Annotated in this window: 18 protein-coding genes; 16 read left to right on the top strand and 2 right to left on the bottom strand. The window is 71.2% G+C overall.

Features of this window, described 5'->3' with window-relative positions:
* The first annotated feature begins 24 nt into the window (after positions 1–24).
* Entirely contained in the window at positions 25–591 is a 567-nt protein-coding gene (gene efp, locus ABZU99_RS06965; RefSeq protein WP_060950464.1) for an elongation factor P, read from the top strand.
* Positions 592–593: 2 nt separating this feature from the next.
* Positions 594–1,052 carry a transcription antitermination factor NusB gene (gene nusB, locus ABZU99_RS06960; protein WP_355941235.1) on the top strand — a complete coding sequence of 153 codons (459 nt, stop codon included), beginning with the start codon at positions 594–596 and terminating at the stop codon, positions 1,050–1,052.
* Positions 1,053–1,175: 123 nt separating this feature from the next.
* Here the strand turns inward: nusB and bldD are convergent, their stop codons facing one another.
* Positions 1,176–1,676 (bottom strand): transcriptional regulator BldD, encoded by a 501-nt coding sequence (gene bldD, locus ABZU99_RS06955; protein ID WP_014056259.1) that lies wholly within the window; start codon positions 1,674–1,676, stop codon positions 1,176–1,178.
* Positions 1,677–1,873: 197 nt separating this feature from the next.
* Between bldD and pyrR the strand changes: the two genes are divergently transcribed.
* The 14 genes from pyrR (at position 1,874) to ABZU99_RS06885 (ending at position 18,549) form a co-directional block, all read left to right on the top strand.
* A complete protein-coding gene (gene pyrR / locus ABZU99_RS06950; RefSeq protein ID WP_355941237.1) occupies positions 1,874–2,458 on the top strand; it encodes a bifunctional pyr operon transcriptional regulator/uracil phosphoribosyltransferase PyrR in 585 nt (194 codons plus the stop codon).
* A gap of 143 nt (positions 2,459–2,601) precedes the next feature.
* Positions 2,602–3,582 carry an aspartate carbamoyltransferase catalytic subunit gene (locus ABZU99_RS06945; protein ID WP_355941240.1) on the top strand — a complete coding sequence of 327 codons (981 nt, stop codon included), beginning with the start codon at positions 2,602–2,604 and terminating at the stop codon, positions 3,580–3,582.
* A 2-nt stretch (positions 3,583–3,584) separates the two neighbouring features.
* Positions 3,585–4,880, top strand: coding sequence for a dihydroorotase (locus ABZU99_RS06940; RefSeq protein WP_356043564.1), 1,296 nt, complete (start codon positions 3,585–3,587; stop codon positions 4,878–4,880).
* Positions 4,877–5,551, top strand: coding sequence for a hypothetical protein (locus tag ABZU99_RS06935; protein WP_356043562.1), 675 nt, complete (start codon positions 4,877–4,879; stop codon positions 5,549–5,551). The genes ABZU99_RS06940 and ABZU99_RS06935 overlap by 4 nt, the downstream gene beginning before the upstream one ends.
* The gene (gene carA, locus ABZU99_RS06930; RefSeq protein WP_355941246.1) at positions 5,548–6,687 is read left to right on the top strand and encodes a glutamine-hydrolyzing carbamoyl-phosphate synthase small subunit; all 1,140 of its coding nucleotides are present in this window, start codon (positions 5,548–5,550) and stop codon (positions 6,685–6,687) included. The genes ABZU99_RS06935 and carA overlap by 4 nt, the downstream gene beginning before the upstream one ends.
* On the top strand, positions 6,680–9,991 hold the full coding sequence (carB, locus tag ABZU99_RS06925; RefSeq protein ID WP_356043559.1) for a carbamoyl-phosphate synthase large subunit: 3,312 nt from the start codon (positions 6,680–6,682) through the stop codon (positions 9,989–9,991). The genes carA and carB overlap by 8 nt, the downstream gene beginning before the upstream one ends.
* Positions 9,992–10,066: 75 nt before the next feature.
* Positions 10,067–11,176 carry a quinone-dependent dihydroorotate dehydrogenase gene (locus tag ABZU99_RS06920; RefSeq protein ID WP_355941252.1) on the top strand — a complete coding sequence of 370 codons (1,110 nt, stop codon included), beginning with the start codon at positions 10,067–10,069 and terminating at the stop codon, positions 11,174–11,176.
* On the top strand, positions 11,173–12,027 hold the full coding sequence (gene pyrF / locus ABZU99_RS06915) for an orotidine-5'-phosphate decarboxylase (RefSeq protein WP_355941254.1): 855 nt from the start codon (positions 11,173–11,175) through the stop codon (positions 12,025–12,027). The genes ABZU99_RS06920 and pyrF overlap by 4 nt, the downstream gene beginning before the upstream one ends.
* Before the next feature lie 204 nt (positions 12,028–12,231).
* Positions 12,232–12,555 carry an integration host factor gene (locus ABZU99_RS06910; protein WP_009713618.1) on the top strand — a complete coding sequence of 108 codons (324 nt, stop codon included), beginning with the start codon at positions 12,232–12,234 and terminating at the stop codon, positions 12,553–12,555.
* Between the two features lie 39 nt (positions 12,556–12,594).
* Complete coding sequence (gene gmk / locus ABZU99_RS06905; RefSeq protein WP_355941257.1) at positions 12,595–13,164, top strand: guanylate kinase; 570 nt, start codon at positions 12,595–12,597, stop codon at positions 13,162–13,164.
* Positions 13,165–13,193: 29 nt separating this feature from the next.
* Entirely contained in the window at positions 13,194–13,466 is a 273-nt protein-coding gene (gene rpoZ, locus ABZU99_RS06900) for a DNA-directed RNA polymerase subunit omega (RefSeq protein ID WP_009713616.1), read from the top strand.
* 127 nt (positions 13,467–13,593) lie between these two features.
* Positions 13,594–14,811: a bifunctional phosphopantothenoylcysteine decarboxylase/phosphopantothenate--cysteine ligase CoaBC gene (gene coaBC / locus ABZU99_RS06895; protein WP_355941261.1), complete on the top strand. Its 1,218-nt coding sequence runs from the start codon at positions 13,594–13,596 to the stop codon at positions 14,809–14,811.
* Between the two features lie 241 nt (positions 14,812–15,052).
* On the top strand, positions 15,053–16,261 hold the full coding sequence (gene metK, locus ABZU99_RS06890; RefSeq protein WP_356043555.1) for a methionine adenosyltransferase: 1,209 nt from the start codon (positions 15,053–15,055) through the stop codon (positions 16,259–16,261).
* A 95-nt stretch (positions 16,262–16,356) separates the two neighbouring features.
* Entirely contained in the window at positions 16,357–18,549 is a 2,193-nt protein-coding gene (locus tag ABZU99_RS06885; protein WP_356043553.1) for a primosomal protein N', read from the top strand.
* Positions 18,550–18,591: 42 nt separating this feature from the next.
* Here the strand turns inward: ABZU99_RS06885 and ABZU99_RS06880 are convergent, their stop codons facing one another.
* Complete coding sequence (locus ABZU99_RS06880) at positions 18,592–19,113, bottom strand: hypothetical protein (RefSeq protein ID WP_355941270.1); 522 nt, start codon at positions 19,111–19,113, stop codon at positions 18,592–18,594.
* Between the last annotated feature and the right edge of the window lie 173 nt (positions 19,114–19,286).

Below are 19,286 nucleotides of genomic sequence, written 5' to 3'. Positions count from 1 at the left end.
TGCAGTCCAGGAGATCCCGCAACCGTGGCATCCACGAACGACCTCAAGAACGGCATGGTGCTCAAGCTCGAAGGCGGCCAGCTCTGGTCCGTCGTCGAGTTCCAGCACGTCAAGCCCGGCAAGGGCCCTGCATTCGTGCGCACCAAGCTCAAGAACGTGCTCTCCGGCAAGGTGGTCGACAAGACTTTCAACGCCGGTGTGAAGGTCGAGACGGCCAATGTCGACAAGCGCGGCATGCAGTTCTCGTACAAGGACGGCGAGAGCTTTGTGTTCATGGACATGGACACGTTCGACCAGATCTACATCACCCCCGAGGTCGTCGGGGACAACGCCCGGTACCTGCTCGAGGGGTTCGAGGCGGTCGTGGCGATGTACGAGGGCAACCCCCTGTACGTCGAACTGCCCGCCGCCGTCGAGCTGGTGATCGAGTACACCGAGCCGGGCGTCCAGGGTGACCGCTCCACCGGTGGCACCAAGCCGGCCAAGCTCGAGACCGGCTACGAGATCGGCGTCCCGCTGTTCATCACCACCGGTGAGAAGATCAAGGTCGACACCCGCTCCGGTGAGTACCTCGGTCGGGTGAACAACTAACCGTGGCTGCCCGCAACAAGGCCCGTAAGCGTGCCTTTCAGATCCTTTTCGAGGCCGACCAGCGTGGCAGCTCCGTGCAGACGGTCCTCGCGGACTGGATTCGGCACGCCCGGACCGACGACCGGCAGCCGCCGGTCAGCGAATACACGATGCAGCTCGTCGAGGGGTATGCGCAGCACACCGCCCGGATCGACGAGCTGCTCGCCACCTATGCGGTGGGCTGGACGCTGGACCGGATGCCGGTCGTCGACCGGAACATCCTGCGGCTCGGCGCGTACGAGCTGATCTGGGAGGACGCGACCCCCGACGCTGTGGTGATCGACGAGGCGGTGCAGCTCGCCAAGGAGTTCTCCACCGATGACTCGCCGGCCTTTGTCAACGGTCTGCTGGGCCGTATCAAGGAGCTGAAGCCGAGTCTGCGCCGCGACCCGGAAGGCCAGGCCCCGGAAAGCCAGGCATAGCCGCGCCGCACCGCACGCACCAGACATGACAAAGCCGCCGGGGGCGGTGGAGACCTTCAGGGCCCTCCACCGCCCCCGGCGGCACGTTTCTGCTGGTTGAGGCTGGTTGAGGGGGTAGTCGACTCAGACATCCTCGTGCTGGACCGCGCGCCGGGCGTCGGCGCCGAGCACGCCCCAGCTGATCAGCTGCTCGGTCAGCACGGACGGAGACTGGTCGTAGATAACGGCGAGGGTGCGCAGATCGTCCTGGCGGATCGAGAGCACCTTGCCGTTGTAGTCACCGCGCTGGCTCTGGATCGTGGCGGCATACCGCTGCAGCGGGCCCGCCTTCTCGACCGGCACATGGGCCAGCCGCTCCAGGTCCAGTACCAGCTTCGGCGGCGGCTCGGCGGCCCCTGCCGGGCTCGTGCCCGGGAGCAGCTCTTGCACCGGGACGCCGTAGAAGTCGGCCAGCTCGGCGAGACGCTGCACGGTCACTGCACGGTCGCCGCGCTCGTACGATCCCACCACCACGGCCTTCCAGCGGCCCTGGGACTTCTCCTCGACGCCGTGAAGGGAGAGGCCCTGCTGGGTGCGGATGGCGCGGAGCTTGGCCCCGAGCTGTTTGGCGTATTCGCTGGACATAAAGCTCCCCGGACGAAGACTGGTAACTCACTGTGAGGTTACGCAGCGTAATCTCCATTCGTCAAGCCGAATGGAGCGGAGGGGCTCCCGTCAGGGGCGTTGACGGACGGCCGCCAGGCGCCTGCTATTGTGAATGGCGCAATTTCCGACGTCCTTTAAGGTCCGTCCCGTGAGGCGGAGAAGGAGGTCCGTGTCGTATGGACGCACGTACTTCGGACGCCGCGCGCTCCGTGCTGGAAGCACCGGATATCGCGCGGGTTCTCACCCGTATCGCCCACGAGATCGTCGAGCGCGCCAAGGGCGCCGACGACGTGGTGCTGCTCGGCATTCCCACCCGGGGTGTCCATCTCGCCCGGCGGCTGGCCGCCCGGCTGGAGGAGATCACCAAAAGGGCGCCCGGCGAGGTTCCGGTCGGTTCGCTCGACATCACCATGTACCGCGACGACCTGCGGCTGCGCCCGGCCCGTGCGCTTGCCCGCACCGACATCCCCGGTGACGGCATCGACGGCCGTCTGGTGGTCCTCGTGGACGATGTGCTCTTCTCCGGCCGCACCATCCGCGCCGCCCTGGACGCCCTGGGCGACATCGGGCGGCCGCGCGCGGTGCAGCTCGCGGTCCTCGTCGACCGCGGCCACCGTGAACTGCCGATCCGCGCCGACTACGTCGGCAAGAACCTCCCCACGTCGCTGCGGGAGACGGTCAAGGTCCAGCTCAGCGAGGAGGACGGCCGCGACAGCGTGCTCCTCGGTGTGCGCGAGACAGCCCCCGCGGACGGGAAATAGCGCCCTCGCACCGACGGCGCGGTCCCCGGTGATCCCGGTACCCGCCCGCCGGACACCGGTGCCGGCCACCACGGCCGTGCCACCGGTCGCCGCGCCTGCCCGCCCGCACGCCCGCATCCCTCCTTCACCCACGGAGCACCCGGATGAAGCGCCATCTCATCTCGGCCGCCGACCTCTCGCGCGACGACGCCGTCCTGATCCTCGACACCGCCGAGGAGCTGGCCCGGCTCGCCGACCGGCCGATCAAGAAACTGCCGACCCTGCGCGGCCGTACCGTCGTCAACCTCTTCTTCGAGGACTCGACCCGCACCCGCATCTCCTTCGAGGCGGCCGCCAAGCGGCTGTCCGCCGACGTCATCAACTTCTCCGCCAAGGGCTCCTCGGTCTCCAAGGGCGAGTCGCTGAAGGACACCGCGCTCACCCTGGAGGCGATGGGCGCCGACGCCGTCGTCATCCGGCACCACGCCTCCGGCGCCCCGCACCGGCTCGCCACCTCCGGCTGGATCCGCGGCTCCGTCGTCAACGCCGGTGACGGCACCCATGAGCACCCCACCCAGGCGCTGCTCGACGCCTTCACGATGCGCCGCCGGCTGAGCCCGGAGGGCGCCGGCACCGGAGAGGACCTGGCCGGCCGCCGGGTCACGATCGTCGGTGATGTGCTGCACAGCCGCGTCGCCCGCTCCAATGTCCATCTGCTGTCCACCCTCGGCGCCGAGGTCACCCTGGTCGCCCCGCCGACCCTGGTCCCCTTCGGCGTCGAGAGCTGGCCCTGCGAGGTCTCGTACGACCTGGACGCGGTGGTCGGCAAGTCCGACGCCGTGATGATGCTGCGCGTCCAGCGCGAGCGCATGAACGCCGCGTTCTTCCCCACCGAGCGGGAGTACGCCCGCCGCTACGGCCTGGACGGCGACCGCATGGCGCGGATGCCCGAGCACGCGATCGTCATGCACCCCGGCCCGATGAACCGCGGCATGGAGATCGCCGCCGAGGTGGCCGACTCCGACCGCTGCACCGCCGTCGAGCAGGTCGCCAACGGCGTCTCGATCCGCATGGCCGTCCTGTATCTGCTGCTCGGCGGCAATGAGTCCGCCGTTGCCGCCGCCCGCACCGAGGAGAGCAAGTAACCATGACCGAGACGAACAAGACGCTGCTGCGCGGTGCGAAGGTGCTCGGCGGCGAGCCGCAGGACGTGCTGATCGAGGGCGAGCGGATCGCCGCCGTCGGCACCGGCATCGACGCGGGCGACGCCACCGTGATCGACGCGGCGGGGCAGATCCTGCTCCCCGGCCTCGTCGACCTCCACACCCATCTGCGCGAGCCCGGCCGTGAGGACTCCGAGACGGTCCTCACCGGCACCAGGGCCGCCGCCGTCGGCGGCTTCACCGCCGTCCACGCCATGGCCAACACCTTCCCGGTCGCCGACACCGCGGGCGTCGTGGAGCAGGTGTGGCGGCTCGGCAAGGAGTCCGGCTACTGCGATGTCCAGCCCGTCGGCGCCGTGACCGTCGGCCTGGAGGGCAAGCAGCTCGCCGAGCTCGGCGCCATGCACGAGTCCGCCGCCGGGGTGCGGGTCTTCTCCGACGACGGCAAGTGCGTGGACGACGCCGTGATCATGCGCCGGGCCCTGGAGTACGTGAAGGCGTTCGACGGTGTCATCGCCCAGCACGCCCAGGAGCCGCGGCTGACCGAGGGCGCCCAGATGAACGAGGGCATCGTCTCCGCCGAGCTCGGTCTCGGCGGCTGGCCGGCCGTCGCCGAGGAGTCGATCATCGCCCGCGATGTGCTGCTCGCCGCGCACGTCGGCTCCCGGGTGCACATCTGCCATCTGTCCACCGCCGGCTCGGTGGAGATCGTCCGCTGGGCCAAGTCCAAGGGCTGGCACGTCACCGCCGAGGTCACCCCGCACCATCTGCTGCTGACCGACGAGCTCGTACGCTCCTACGACCCGGTCTACAAGGTGAACCCGCCGCTGCGCACCGAGGCCGACGTCATGGCGCTGCGCGAGGCGCTCGCCGACGGCACCATCGACTGCGTCGCCACCGATCACGCCCCGCATCCGCACGAGGACAAGGACTGCGAGTGGGGCGCCGCGGCCATGGGCATGGTGGGCCTGGAGACCGCGCTGTCCGTCGTCCAGCACACCATGGTCGACACCGGGCTGCTGGACTGGGCGGGCGTCGCCGACCGAATGTCGGCACGCCCCTCGGCCATCGGCCGGCTCGTGGGCCACGGCCGCCCCATCGCCGCCGGGGAGCCCGCGAACCTCACCCTGCTCGACTCCGCTTACCGTGGTGTGGTGAACCCCGCGGGCTTCGCCTCCCGCAGCCGCAACACCCCCTACGAGGGCCGTGAACTGCCGGGCCGCGTGACACACACCTTCCTGCGGGGCCGGGCGACGGTCGTGGACGGGAAGTTGGCGTGACACCTCTGAGCAATCCGGCCGCGGACCTCATGGTCCTGGCGGCCGGACAGAAGTCGCAGGACGTGACGGACTGGGCCGCGCGCATCGGCTGGGTCGTCGGGCTGCTGCTGGTCATCGGGCTCGTCTACTGGCTGATGCGCGAGGGCTGGAAGTGGCGCGGCACGCTGCAGGGCGATCTGCCCGAGCTGCCCGCCGTCCCGGAGGAACCCGGCGAGGCCACGCCGGCCCACCCGTCGCCCGCCGCCCACCCGTCGCCCGCCGCCCACCCGTCACCCGCCACCACCCTCAACGGAAAGCCCCTTAGACTCAGCGGCCGCTACCACGGCTCGACCACCGCCGGGCAATGGCTCGACCGGATCGTCGCCCAGGGCCTCGGCACCCGAAGCCGCGTCGAGCTCACCCTCACCGACCAGGGCCTCGTCGTCCTGCGGCCCGGAGCCCGGGACTTCTTCATCCCCGCCGCCGCTCTGCGCGGCGCCCGGCTCGACAAGGGCATCGCGGGCAAGGTCCTCTCCGAGGGCGGGCTGCTGGTGATCACTTGGCGGCTGGGCGACCGGCTGATCGACTCCGGCTTCCGCTCCGACCACGCCGCCGAGCACACCACCTGGGTTTCCGCCCTGAGCACCGAGAAGACCGAGCAAGAACAGCAAGAACAGGAAGGCGCACGATGACGACCTCCACCCGGGGGGCCAAGACCCCCGCCGTACTCGTCCTGGAGGACGGCCGCACCTTCCGCGGCCGTGCCTACGGGGCCGTGGGGGAGACCTTCGGCGAGGCCGTGTTCTCCACCGGTATGACCGGCTACCAGGAGACCCTGACCGACCCGTCCTACCACCGCCAGGTCGTCGTCATGACCGCCCCGCACATCGGCAACACCGGCGTCAACGACGAGGACCCCGAGTCCCAGCGGATCTGGGTCTCCGGCTATGTGGTGCGCGACCCGGCCCGTACGCCGTCCAACTGGCGCTCCCGCCGCACCCTGGACGACGAGCTCGCCGCCCAGGGCGTCGTGGGCATCAGCGGCATCGACACCCGCGCCCTCACCCGCCATCTGCGCGAGCGCGGCGCCATGCGCGTCGGCATCTTCTCGGGTGAGGCGATCACGGACGAGGCCACGCTGCTGGCCAAGGTGCAGGCCGCCCCGCAGATGAAGGGCGCCGACCTCAGCGGCGAGGTCGCCACCGCCGAGACCTATGTCGTCCCGGCGATCGGCACCAAGCGGTTCACCGTGGCCGCCGTCGACCTCGGCATCAAGGGCATGACCCCGCACCGGATGGCCGAGCGCGGCATCGAGGTGCACGTCCTGCCCGCGACGGCGACGGTTGAGGACATCTACGCGGTGAACCCGGACGGGGTGTTCTTCTCCAACGGGCCGGGCGACCCGGCCACCGCCGACCACCCCGTCTCCCTCATGCGGGGTGTGCTGGAGCGGTCCACCCCCCTGTTCGGCATCTGCTTCGGCAACCAGATCCTCGGCCGGGCGCTCGGCTTCGGCACGTACAAGCTGAAGTACGGGCACCGCGGGATCAACCAGCCGGTGCAGGACCGCACCACCGGCAAGGTCGAGGTCACCGCGCACAACCACGGCTTCGCCGTGGACGCCCCGCTCGACCGGGCCTCCGACACGCCCTACGGGCGGGCCGAGGTCTCCCATGTCTGCCTCAACGACAACGTGGTCGAGGGGCTGCGGTTGCTCGAGCGCCCCGCTTTCAGCGTCCAGTACCACCCGGAAGCCGCCGCGGGGCCGCATGACGCCGCCTACCTGTTCGACCGCTTCGTCTCCCTGATGGAGGGCCAGCGTGCCTAAGCGCACCGACATCCAGTCCGTTCTGGTCATCGGCTCCGGCCCGATCGTCATCGGCCAGGCAGCCGAGTTCGACTACTCCGGCACCCAGGCGTGCCGCGTCCTCAAGGCCGAGGGACTGCGGGTCATCCTGGTCAACTCCAACCCGGCCACGATCATGACCGACCCGGAGATCGCCGACGCCACCTATGTCGAGCCGATCACCCCGGAGTACGTCGAGAAGATCATCGCCAAGGAGCGCCCCGACGCGCTGCTGCCCACCCTCGGCGGCCAGACCGCGCTCAACACCGCGATCTCCCTCCATGAGGCGGGCACCCTCGACGAATACGGCGTCGAACTGATCGGCGCCAACGTCGAGGCGATCCACAAGGGCGAGGACCGCGACCAGTTCAAGGACGTCGTCAAAGCCGTCAAGGCCAAGATCGGCCACGGCGAGTCCGCCCGCTCGGTCATCTGCCACTCCATGGACGACGTGCTGGCGGGAGTGGACGAGCTCGGCGGCTACCCCGTCGTCGTCCGCCCCTCCTTCACCATGGGCGGCGCGGGCTCCGGCTTCGCGCACGACGAGAACGAACTGCGCCGTATCGCCGGGCAGGGCCTGGCCCTCTCGCCCACCACCGAGGTGCTCCTGGAGGAGTCCATCCTCGGCTGGAAGGAGTACGAGCTGGAGCTGATGCGCGACAAGCACGACAACGTCGTGGTCGTCTGCTCGATCGAGAACTTCGACCCGATGGGCGTGCACACCGGCGACTCGATCACCGTCGCCCCGGCGATGACGCTGACCGACCGGGAGTACCAGATTCTGCGGGACATCGGCATCGCCGTGATCCGCGAGGTCGGTGTCGACACCGGCGGCTGCAACATCCAGTTCGCCGTCAACCCCGAGGACGGCCGGGTCATCGTCATCGAGATGAACCCGCGCGTCTCCCGCTCCTCCGCGCTGGCCTCCAAGGCGACCGGCTTCCCCATCGCCAAGATCGCCGCCCGGCTGGCCGTCGGCTACACGCTCGACGAGATCCCGAACGACATCACCGAGAAGACCCCGGCGTCCTTCGAGCCCACGCTCGACTACGTCGTCGTCAAGGTGCCCCGCTTCGCCTTCGAGAAGTTCCCGGGCGCCGACGCTCGCCTCACCACCACCATGAAGTCGGTCGGCGAGGCCATGGCCATCGGCCGTAACTTCACCGAGGCGCTTCAGAAGGCGCTGCGCTCGCTGGAGAAGAAGGGCAGCCAGTTCGACTTCACCGGCGAGCCCGGCGACCGGGCCGAGCTGCTGGCCCGGGCCGTGGAGCCGACCGACGGCCGGATCAACACCGTCATGCGGGCGATCCGGGCCGGGGCCACCCCGCAGGAGATCTTCGACGCGACGAAGATCGACCCGTGGTTCGTGGACCAGCTCTTCCTGATCAAGGAGATCGCGGACGGGCTCGCCGCCGCCGACAAGCTGGACCCCGGGCTACTGGCCGAGGCCAAGCGACACGGCTTCTCCGACGCCCAGATCGCCGGGATCCGCTCGCTGCGCGAGGACGTGGTCCGCGAGGTGCGGCACGCGCTTGGCATCCGGCCCGTCTACAAGACGGTCGACACCTGCGCCGCCGAATTCGCCGCCAAGACCCCGTACTTCTACTCCTCCTACGACGAGGAGTCCGAGGTCGCCCCGCGCGAGACCCCCGCGGTGATCATCCTCGGCTCGGGACCCAACCGGATCGGCCAGGGCATCGAGTTCGACTACTCCTGCGTCCACGCCTCCTTCGCGCTGCACGACGCGGGCTACGAGACCGTCATGGTCAACTGCAACCCGGAGACCGTCTCCACCGACTACGACACCTCCGACCGGCTCTACTTCGAGCCGCTCACCCTGGAGGACGTGCTGGAGATCGTCCACGCCGAGCAGCAGGCGGGCCCGGTCGCCGGCGTGATCGTCCAGCTCGGCGGCCAGACCCCGCTGGGCCTGGCCCAGGCGCTCAAGGACAACGGGGTGCCGATCGTCGGCACCTCGCCCGAGGCGATCAACCTCGCCGAGGAGCGCGGCGCCTTCGGCCGGGTGCTCACCGAGGCCGGGCTGCCCGCCCCCAAGTACGGCACCGCCTTCTCCTTCGAGCAGGCCAAGGGCATCGCCGCCGAGATCGGCTACCCGGTCATGGTCCGCCCCTCGTACGTCCTGGGCGGGCGCGGCATGGAGATCGTCTACGACGAGCCCTCGTTGGCCGGGTATCTGGAGCGGCACGCGGGGCTCATCTCCGAGCATCCGGTGCTCATCGACCGCTTCCTCGACGACGCCATCGAGATCGACGTCGACGCGCTCTACGACGGCCATGAGCTCTACCTCGGCGGCGTCATGGAGCACATCGAGGAGGCCGGTATCCACTCCGGCGACTCGGCCTGCGCCCTGCCCCCGATCACCCTCGGCGGCTTCGACATCAAGCGGCTGCGCGCCTCGACCGAGGCCATCGCGCGGGGCGTCGGCGTCCGCGGCCTGATCAACATCCAGTTCGCGATGGCCGGGGACATTCTCTACGTGCTGGAGGCGAACCCGCGCGCGTCCCGTACGGTCCCCTTCACCTCCAAGGCCACCGCCGTACCGCTGGCCAAGGCCGCCGCCCGGATCTCGCTGGGCGCGACCATCGCCGAGCTGCGGGCCGAGGGGCTGCTGCCCTCCAGTGGCGACGGCGGCACGCTGCCGCTGGACGCGCCGATCTCCGTCAAGGAGGCCGTGATGCCCTGGTCGCGCTTCCGGGACGCGTCCGGGCGCGGGGTGGACACCATCCTCGGCCCGGAGATGCGCTCGACCGGCGAGGTCATGGGCATCGACTCGGTCTTCGGCTCGGCGTACGCCAAGTCGCAGGCCGGGGCATACGGCGCGCTGCCGACCAAGGGGCGCGCGTTCGTCTCCGTCGCCAACCGCGACAAGCGTTCGATGATCTTCCCGGCCCGGGAGCTGGTCGGCCTCGGCTTCGAGCTGCTGGCCACCTCGGGGACGGCCGAGGTGCTCAAGCGCAACGGCATCAACGCGACCGTCGTGCGCAAGCAGAGCGAGGGTGAGGGGCCGGGCGGTGAGAAGACCATCGTCCAGCTCATCCACGACGGCCAGGTCGATCTGATCGTCAACACCCCGTACGGCACCGGCGGCCGCCTCGACGGCTATGACATCCGCACGGCGGCCGTCGCCCGCGGTGTCCCCTGCCTGACCACGGTCCAGGCGCTCGCCGCCGCCGTCCAGGGCATCGAGGCGCTGGGACGGGGCGCCGTCGGGGTCCGGTCCCTCCAGGAACACGCGGAACATCTGACCGCCGCCCGCGAGGAGTGAGACGAGAGGGGGACACCGTCCGGTGTCCCCCTCTTCACGAGACCGCCTCCTTCCCCCCGCGCGCAGAAAGCCGCCATGTACGCACTCCTGTTCAACCTGATCTTCCGGCGCATGGACCCCGAGAAGGCCCACCATCTGGCCTTCGGCTGGATCCGACTGGCCGCCCGCGTCCCCGTCCTGCGCACCCTCGTCGCGGCCGTCCTCGCGCCCCGCCACCCGGCGCTGCGCACCGAGGCGCTGGGCCTGCGGATGCACGGGCCCTTCGGGCTCGCCGCCGGATTCGACAAGAACGCCGCCGGCATCGACGGCATGGCCATGCTCGGCTTCGGCCATGTCGAGATCGGCACGGTCACCGCCCAGCCGCAGTCCGGCAACCCCAAGAAGCGGCTCTTCCGGCTGGTCGCCGACCGGGCTCTGATCAATCGCATGGGCTTCAACAACGAGGGCTCGGCCGCCGTCGCCGCCCGGATCGCCGCCCGGCGTCCCGCCTTCGTCACGACGGTCGGCGTCAACATCGGCAAGACCAAGGTCGTCCCGGAGGCGGAAGCCGTCGCCGACTATGTGACGTCCACCGAACGGCTCGCCGCCCACGCGGACTATCTGGTCGTCAACGTCTCGTCGCCCAATACCCCCGGACTGCGGAATCTTCAGGCCGTCGATCATCTGCGGCCGCTGCTGACCGCCGTCCGCGAGGCCGCGGACCGCACGGTCACCGGGCGCCGGGTGCCGCTTCTGGTCAAGATCGCGCCGGATCTCGCCGACGAGGACGTGGACGCGGTCGCCGACCTCGCGGTCGAACTGGGGCTGGACGGCATCATCGCCACCAACACGACCATCGCGCGGGACGGCCTCGGCCTCACCTCCCCCACGAAGCTGACCGCCGAGACCGGCGGCCTCTCCGGCGCCCCGCTGAAGGCCCGCTCGCTGGAGGTGCTGCGCCGCCTGTACGCCCGGGTGGGGGACCGGCTGACCCTCATCGGCGTCGGCGGGGTCGAGACCGCGGACGACGTCTGGGAGCGGATCGTGGCGGGGGCCACCCTGGTTCAGGGCTACAGCGCCTTCATCTACCGGGGTCCCCTGTGGTGCCGCGAGATCCACCGCGGTCTGGCCGCCCGCCTGGCGGCTTCCCCCTACGCCACCCTCGCCGACGCGGTCGGTGCCGAGGCCCGCAAGGAGACCGTATGACCACCGCCCCCTTCGGTGCGCGCCTGCGCGCCGCCATGGACAGCCGCGGCCCCCTGTGCGTCGGCATCGACCCGCACGCCTCCCTCCTCGCCGACTGGGGGCTGGGGGACGATGTCGCCGGGCTCGAGCGGTTCACCCGCACCGTCGTGGACGCGCTGGCCGAGCGGGTCGCCGTCCTCAAGCCGCAGTCGGCCTTCTTCGAGCGCTTCGGCTCGCGCGGCATCGCCGTGCTGGAGCGGGCCGTGGCGGACGCCCGGGCCGCCGGGGCGCTGGTGCTGATGGACGCCAAGCGCGGTGACATCGGGTCGACCATGGCCGCTTACGCCTCCGCCTACCTCGACCCCGGCAGCCCGCTGTTCTCGGACGCGGTCACCGTCAGCCCGTACCTCGGCTTCGGCTCGCTGCGCCCCGCGCTGGACGCCGCGCGGGCGAGCGGAGCGGGCGTGTTCGTCCTGGCGCTGACCTCCAACCCGGAGGGCGCCGAGGTGCAGCACGCGGTACGGCCGGACGGGACGACCGTCGCCGCCTCGATGCTGGCCGCCCTCAAGGCCGAGAACGCCGAGGAGGCCGCACGGGGCCGGCTCGGCTCGTACGGCGCGGTCGTCGGTGCCACGCTGGGCGGTGCCGCGGACCGGGCCGGGGCCGCTCTCGCCATTGACGGGCCGCTGCTGGCCCCCGGCATCGGCGCCCAGGGGGCGACCCCCGCCGATCTTCCGGAGGTCTTCGGGGCGGCGGTGCGCGACGTCGTTCCGAGCGTCAGCCGAGGGGTGCTCCGGCACGGTCCGGACGCCGCCGCGCTGGTCGAGGCGGCGGCCCGATTGGCTGATGACGTGCGTGCTGTGACCGAATAACTCGGTTATTTTGTCCAGAAATGTACCAGTCGAGCGAGTCTGACCAGGACTTTTCGTCTGTTCTCGCTGACTGGAGCGGGATCGGCCGCTAGTCTCCGACGAGAGCGAACGTGCTGCTGCGTTGCGCGTTGCTCCCCAGGTGAGGGGCGACTAGGTTCCTCACCGGTCCATATCCGACAGTTCGACATCCGAGGTGACGTAGGCGTGGCTCTTCCGCCCCTTACCCCTGAACAGCGCGCAGCCGCGCTCGAAAAGGCCGCCGCGGCTCGCCGGGAGCGCGCCGAGGTCAAGAATCGGCTCAAGCACTCCGGCGCGTCTCTGCACGAGGTCATCAAGCAGGGCCAGGAGAACGATGTCATCGGCAAGATGAAGGTGTCCGCTCTCCTGGAGTCCCTGCCCGGCGTCGGCAAGGTCCGCGCCAAGCAGATCATGGAGCGTCTGGGCATCTCCGAAAGCCGCCGTGTGCGGGGTCTTGGCTCCAACCAGATCGCGTCGCTCGAGCGTGAGTTCGGCGGCGCCGCCGGCTGACGTTTCCAGGGACCCCCGGGAACCTGGATAATCTGCTGCATGGCAGCAGCACACTCGGCACGTCCGCGACTGACCGTGCTCTCCGGCCCCTCGGGGGTCGGCAAGAGCACGGTCGTCGCCCATTTGCGCAAGGAACACCCCGACCTCTGGCTCTCGGTCTCCGCGACGACCCGCAGGCCGCGCCCCGGTGAGCGGGACGGCGTCCACTATTTCTTCATGGACGACGGGGAGTTCGACAAGCTCATCGCCAACGGTGAGCTGCTGGAGTGGGCCGAGTTCGCGGGCAACCGCTACGGCACCCCGCGCGAGGCGGTCATGGAACGGCTCGACGCGGGCGAGCCGGTGCTGCTGGAGATCGACCTGCAGGGCGCCCGGCAGATCCGGGAGTCCATGCCGGAGGCGCAGCTGGTCTTCCTCGCGCCGCCGAGCTGGGACGAGCTGGTGCGCCGGCTCACCGGCCGGGGGACCGAACCGCCCGAGGTCATCGAGCGGCGTCTGGAGGCCGCCCGGACCGAGCTGGCCGCCGAGTCCGAGTTCGATCAGACCCTGGTCAACACCTCCGTCGAGGACGTGTCGCGTGAGCTGCTAGCCTTGACGAAGGTTCCATAGATCTTTTTCCCCTTTTCGGAAGGTAGAGCGTGTCCTCTCCCATGACCGCGCCCGAGGGCATCATCAACCCGCCGATCGACGAGCTGCTCGAGGCCACTGACTCGAAGTACAGCCTCGTGATCTACGCGGCCAAGCGCGCCCGTCAGATCAACGCGTACTACTCCCAGCTCGGCGAGGGCCTGCTCGAGTACGTCGGCCCCCTGGTGGACACCCACGTCCACGAGAAGCCGCTGTCGATCGCCCTTCGCGAGATCAACGCGGGTCTGCTGACCTCCGAGGCCATCGAGGGCCCGGCTCAGTAAGTTTCAGATCACTCAACACCGGCCCGGCAGGGGGCGCCCCCAGTGGTAGCTGGGGGATGACTGCCGGGCTTGTGGTGTGTCATGGGTGCGTACCGTATGGACGCAACCCAGTGGGGAGAGTCGAGCGATGGTCACGGCGGACAGGCCCAGGGTCGTTCTGGGCGTCAGCGGCGGGATCGCCGCGTACAAGGCGTGTGAGCTGCTGCGGCGCCTCACCGAGTCCGGGCATGACGTACGCGTCGTCCCGACCGCCTCGGCGCTGCACTTCGTCGGCGAGGCGACCTGGTCGGCGCTGTCCGGGCATCCGGCGGCGACCGAGGTGTGGGAGTCGGTCCACGAGGTGCCGCACGTCCGCATCGGCCAGTCCGCCGACCTTGTGGTGATCGCCCCCGCCACCGCCGACCTGCTCGCCAAGGCCGCCCACGGCCTCGCCGACGATCTGCTCACCAATACGCTCCTCACCGCGCGATGTCCGGTCGTCTTCGCGCCCGCCATGCATACCGAGATGTGGGAGCACCCCGCCACCCAGGAGAACGTGGCGACCCTGCGCCGCCGCGGCGCCGTCGTCATCGAGCCCGCCGTGGGCCGGCTGACCGGCGTGGACACCGGCAAGGGGCGGCTGCCCGATCCCGGGGAGATCTTCGAGGTCTGCCGCCGGGTGCTGGCCCGCGCGGAGCGGACCGCCGAACAGGACCTCGCGGGGCGCCATGTGGTGATCAGCGCGGGTGGCACCCGCGAGCCGCTGGACCCGGTGCGCTTCCTCGGCAACCGCTCCACCGGCAAGCAGGGCTACGCACTGGCCCGCGCCGCCGTGGCCCGGGGCGCCAGAGTGACTCTTGTCTCGGTCAACAGCGAGCTGCCCGACCCGGCCGGCGCCGATGTTGTGCGCGCCGGCACGGCGAGCCAGCTGCGCGAGGCGGTCCTCAAGGCCGCCGCGGACGCCGATGCCGTGGTCATGGCCGCCGCCGTCGCCGACTTCCGCCCCGCCCACTACGCCCAGGGGAAAATCAAGAAACGGGAGGGGCAGGAGCCCGAGCCGCTCGCCCTGGTGCGAAATCCGGACATTCTCGCGGAGATCTCCGCCGAGCGTGCCCGCCCCGGCCAGATTGTCGTCGGCTTCGCCGCAGAGACCGACGACGTGCTCGTCAACGGCCGGGCGAAGCTCGCCCGCAAGGGATGCGATCTGCTCGTGGTCAACGAGGTCGGGGAGCACAAGACCTTCGGCTCCGAGACCAATGAAGCCGTCGTGCTGGGAGCCGACGGCACCGAGACGCCCGTCCCGCACGGCCCCAAGGAGGCCCTCGCCGACACCGTCTGGGATCTGGTGGCCCACCGGCTGGGCTGAGGCGCCGCTCCACCTGGCCGGGCGCGCCCGATCGGGCCATGACACCTCTCTCCACCAGTGCCGTGCTGTTTTTCGCCGCCCGGCGAGGTATGTTCCAGGTCACGGCCTGCCCGTTCTGTGGGACGGGGATGCTCGACCGGCCAACGTGCCGGATAAACTGGCCGAGGAACCGCACCGGGCGCAGCCCCCGGGTGGTTCCGCCCATGATCAGCCAGCAGCCGCTGCAACCCCAGGGAGCGATGTGTCCCGCCGCCTGTTCACCTCGGAATCCGTGACCGAGGGTCACCCTGACAAGATCGCTGACCAGATCAGCGACACCATTCTCGACGCGCTCCTCAAGGAGGACCCGACCTCGCGGGTCGCCGTTGAGACGCTGATCACCACCGGCCTGGTGCACGTGGCCGGCGAGGTGACGACGAAGGCGTACGCCCCGATCGCGACGCTCGTCCGTAACAAGATCCTCGAGATCGGCTACGACTCGTCGAAGAAGGGCTTCGACGGCGCGTCCTGCGGCGTCTCGGTGTCGATCGGCTCCCAGTCCCCCGACATCGCCCAGGGCGTCGACTCGGCCTACGAGCTCCGGGTCGAGGGTGACGAGGACGAGCTGGACAAGCAGGGCGCGGGCGACCAGGGCCTGATGTTCGGCTACGCGTGCGACGAGACCCCCGAGCTGATGCCGCTGCCGATCAACCTGGCACACCGGCTCTCCCGCCGCCTGTCCGATGTGCGCAAGAACGGGACCATCCCCTACCTGCGCCCGGACGGCAAGACCCAGGTCACCATCGAGTACGACGGCCACAAGGCGGTCCGCCTGGACACCGTCGTCGTCTCCTCGCAGCACGCCTCCGACATCGACCTGGACTCGCTCCTCGCCCCCGACATCCGGGAATTCGTCGTCGAGCACGTCCTGAACGAGCTGGTCGAGGACGGCATCAAGCTCGACACCGAGGGCTACCGGCTGCTGGTCAACCCGACCGGCCGCTTCGAGATCGGCGGCCCCATGGGCGACGCCGGCCTCACCGGCCGCAAGATCATCATCGACACCTACGGCGGCATGTCCCGCCACGGCGGCGGCGCCTTCTCCGGCAAGGACCCGTCCAAGGTCGACCGCTCCGCCGCCTACGCCATGCGCTGGGTCGCCAAGAACGTCGTCGCCGCGGGCCTCGCCCAGCGCTGCGAGGTCCAGGTCGCCTACGCCATCGGCAAGGCCGAGCCGGTCGGTCTCTTCGTCGAGACCTTCGGCACCGCCGCGGTGGACGTCGAGAAGATCGAGAAGGCCATCGCCGAGGTCTTCGACCTTCGCCCGGCCGCCATCATCCGCGACCTCGACCTGCTCCGCCCGATCTACGCCCAGACGGCGGCCTACGGCCACTTCGGCCGCGAGGTGCCCGACTTCACCTGGGAGCGCACCGACCGCGTCGACGCGCTGCGCGCGGCGGCGGGTCTGTAACCCCTCCACGGCTTGAGCGAAGGCCCGGATCCCTTGCGGGGTCCGGGCCTTCGCGTTGTGTGCCGGTGTCGGTGGCTTCTGCTAAGACTTGAGCTGTGAGCAGCGAGAACGAGCGGCCGGACCGCGATCCGGCGCGGCCGGAGCCGCAGGGGGATGAGCAGCTCGCGCTCATTCGGGAGACCGTGCGCAAGGCCAAGGTGCCCAAGGCCAAGCCGCGGACGTGGCGGGGGGCCGCGCTGGCGGAGGAGCTGCCCGTGGCGCGGGTACTGGTGGACAAGGGGCCGGTGCATCTCGACAAGCTGTGGGACTACGCGGTACCGGCGGAGATGGACGCCGAGGCGCGACCCGGGGTGCGGGTGCGGGTGCGGTTCGGGGCCGGCACGGGGCGGGTCCGGGAGGGGCGTCGGGAGGGCGGGGGGCTGCTCGACGGATACATCGTCGAGAGGGTCGCGGAGTCCGACTACCGGGGGCCGCTGGCGGCCATCGCGCAGGTGCTCTCGCCCGAGCCGGTGCTGGGGCCGGGGCTGCTGGCGCTGTGCCGGGCGGTCGCCGACCGGTACGCCGGGTCGCTCGCCGATGTGCTGCAGCTGGCCATGCCGAAGCGCAGCGCACGCGCCGAGGCCGAGCCGTCCCCGCCTGCGCTGCCCCCGCCGCCGGTGCCCGCGCCCGGGAGCTGGGCGCGCTATCCGGCCGGGCCCGGGTTTGTGGAGGCGCTCGCGCGCGGGGACCGGCCGCGTGCCGTGTGGACCGCCCTGCCCGGACCGCACTGGCCGGGCGAATGGGCCACCGCCGTGGCCGCCACGCTCGCCTCCGGGCGCGGCGCGCTCGTCGTCGTACCCGACGGGCGGACCGCCGCGCGGGTGGACGCGGCGCTCACCGAGGCGCTCGACGGCCCGGGCCGGCATGTGCTGCTCACCGCCGACCTCGGGCCCGAGGAGCGCTACCGCCGTTGGCTGGCCGTCAGCCGGGGCTCGATACGGGCCGTGGTGGGCACCCGGGCGGCGATGTTCGCGCCGGTGGCGGACCTCGGACTGGTCGGGATCTGGGACGACGGTGACCGCAGCCACAGCGATGACCATCTGCCGCAGCCGCACGCCCGCGATGTGCTGCTGCTGCGCGCCGTCCACGAGAAGACGGGCTTTCTGCTGGGCGACCTCGGCCGCACGGTGGAGGCCGCCCAGCTGGTGGAGAACGGCTGGGCCAGGCCGCTGGAGGCCGACCGTGAGCAGGTCCGCGCGGCCGCCCCGCTGATCCGTACGGTCGACGAGGGCGAGGTGGCCCGGGACGCGGAGGCCCGCGCCGCCCGGCTGCCCACGCTCGCCTGGCAGACCGTGCGCGAGGCGCTGACCCGCGGCCCGGTGCTGGTGCAGGTGCCGCGGCGCGGGTATGTGCCGCGGCTGGCCTGTGAGCGGTGTCGCGAGCCCGCGCGCTGTGCGCACTGCTCGGGCCCCCTGGAGGCGCGGGACGCCGACCATCTGGAGTGCGGGTGGTGCGGGCGGCCCGAGGCGGCCTGGCACTGCGCCGAATGCGGGGGCGTACGGCTGCGGGCGAGCGTCGTCGGCGCCCGGCGCACCGCCGAGGAACTGGGCCGGGCCTTCCCCGCCGTGCCGGTGCGCACCTCCGGCCGTGACCATGTCCTCGCGACGGTCCCCGACCGCCCGGCGCTCGTCGTCTCCACCCCGGGCGCCGAGCCGGTCGCCGAGGGCGGTTACGCCGCCGCGCTGCTGCTGGACGGCTGGGCGCTGCTCGGCCGCCCCGATCTGCGCGCGGGCGAGGACGCGCTGCGGCACTGGCTGGAGGCGGCGTCCCTGGTGCGCGGCCATGGCGACGGCCGGGGGAGTGGGGGCGAGAGCGGCGGTGGAGGCGGCGGCACGGTGGTGGTGCTCGCCGAGCCGACGCTGCGGCCCGTCCAGGCACTGGTGCGATGGGATCCGGCCGGTTACGCGGCGCGCGAGCTGGCCGAGCGGTCCCAGCTGGGCTTTCCTCCGGTCTCACGGATGGCGGCGGTGACCGGCCCGCCGGAGTCGGTGGCCGAGCTGATCGCCTCGGCCGATCTGCCGGACGGCGCCGAGACACTGGGTCCGGTCCCGCTGCCCCCGACACCCCCCGGGCGACCACGCCGCCCCGGCGATCCACCGCCGGGTGAGGACTGGGAGCGCGCCCTGATCCGCGTCCGCCCCGGCCAGGGCAGTGTGCTGGCGGCGGCCCTCAAGGAGGCGAAGGCGCAGCGCTTGGCCCGGGGAGAGAAGGATCCGGCGGTCCGCGTGGATCCCTTGGAGATCGGCTGACCACCGGCCGAGGTTCCGGCTGGGGTTCCCGGCCGCAGAAGCTCAGCCGTTGCGCGGGCCCGGGAAGGCGCTCGGGCGGACTTCCTCGCGGAGGGCCGGTGCGGGTTGCGGCGGGACCGAGCGGGCCGCGGGGACCGAGGGCAGCGGCGGTACGGCGGCGGCCCCTTCGGCGCGCACCGGGGACGGCTCGCCGCCCTCGGGGGCGCTCTGGGCGGCGGCCCGGCGGGCGCCGTAGCGGCGGTGCACCGCCTGCTTGGTGACGCCGAGCGCCGACCCCACCGCGTCCCACGAGAAGCCGAGCGAACGGTCGAAATCCACCGCCGCCGTGACCAGCGTCTCGACGCTGTCCCGCAGCTCCTGGGCGAGCCGCACGGTGGGCGCCGGGGCGCGTCCGTAGACCACGAAACCGGCGGACGGGCCGGTGCGCCGGGGACGGTAGACGTTGCCGAGCTGGGCGGTGAGCGTGCGCAGCGCGTCCACCTGTCGGCGGACCCGCTCGATGTCCCGGACCAGGAGGTGCAGGCTGGCCCGTGCCTGGGCGTCGTGGGTTGCGTGGTCGGCCATGAACAAGCCTCTCGAACCGGCGTGGATGCGGATGGAAGACAGACAAACGGACAAAGGGGCATGGCGGGGTGACGGGAAACGCATCGGGCCGCGGCTGCGGCCCGATGCGGTCAATCTGCCTTGACCAACGCGGCACCCCGCCCGTCGGTCACGGTCCGGGGCGTGCGGGAGTC

Source organism: Streptomyces sp. NPDC005266 (assembly GCF_040607655.1).
Lineage (GTDB): Bacteria > Actinomycetota > Actinomycetes > Streptomycetales > Streptomycetaceae > Streptomyces.
The sequence above is the reverse complement of the archived record's forward strand: the minus strand, read 5'-3'. Positions and strand labels throughout refer to the sequence as shown.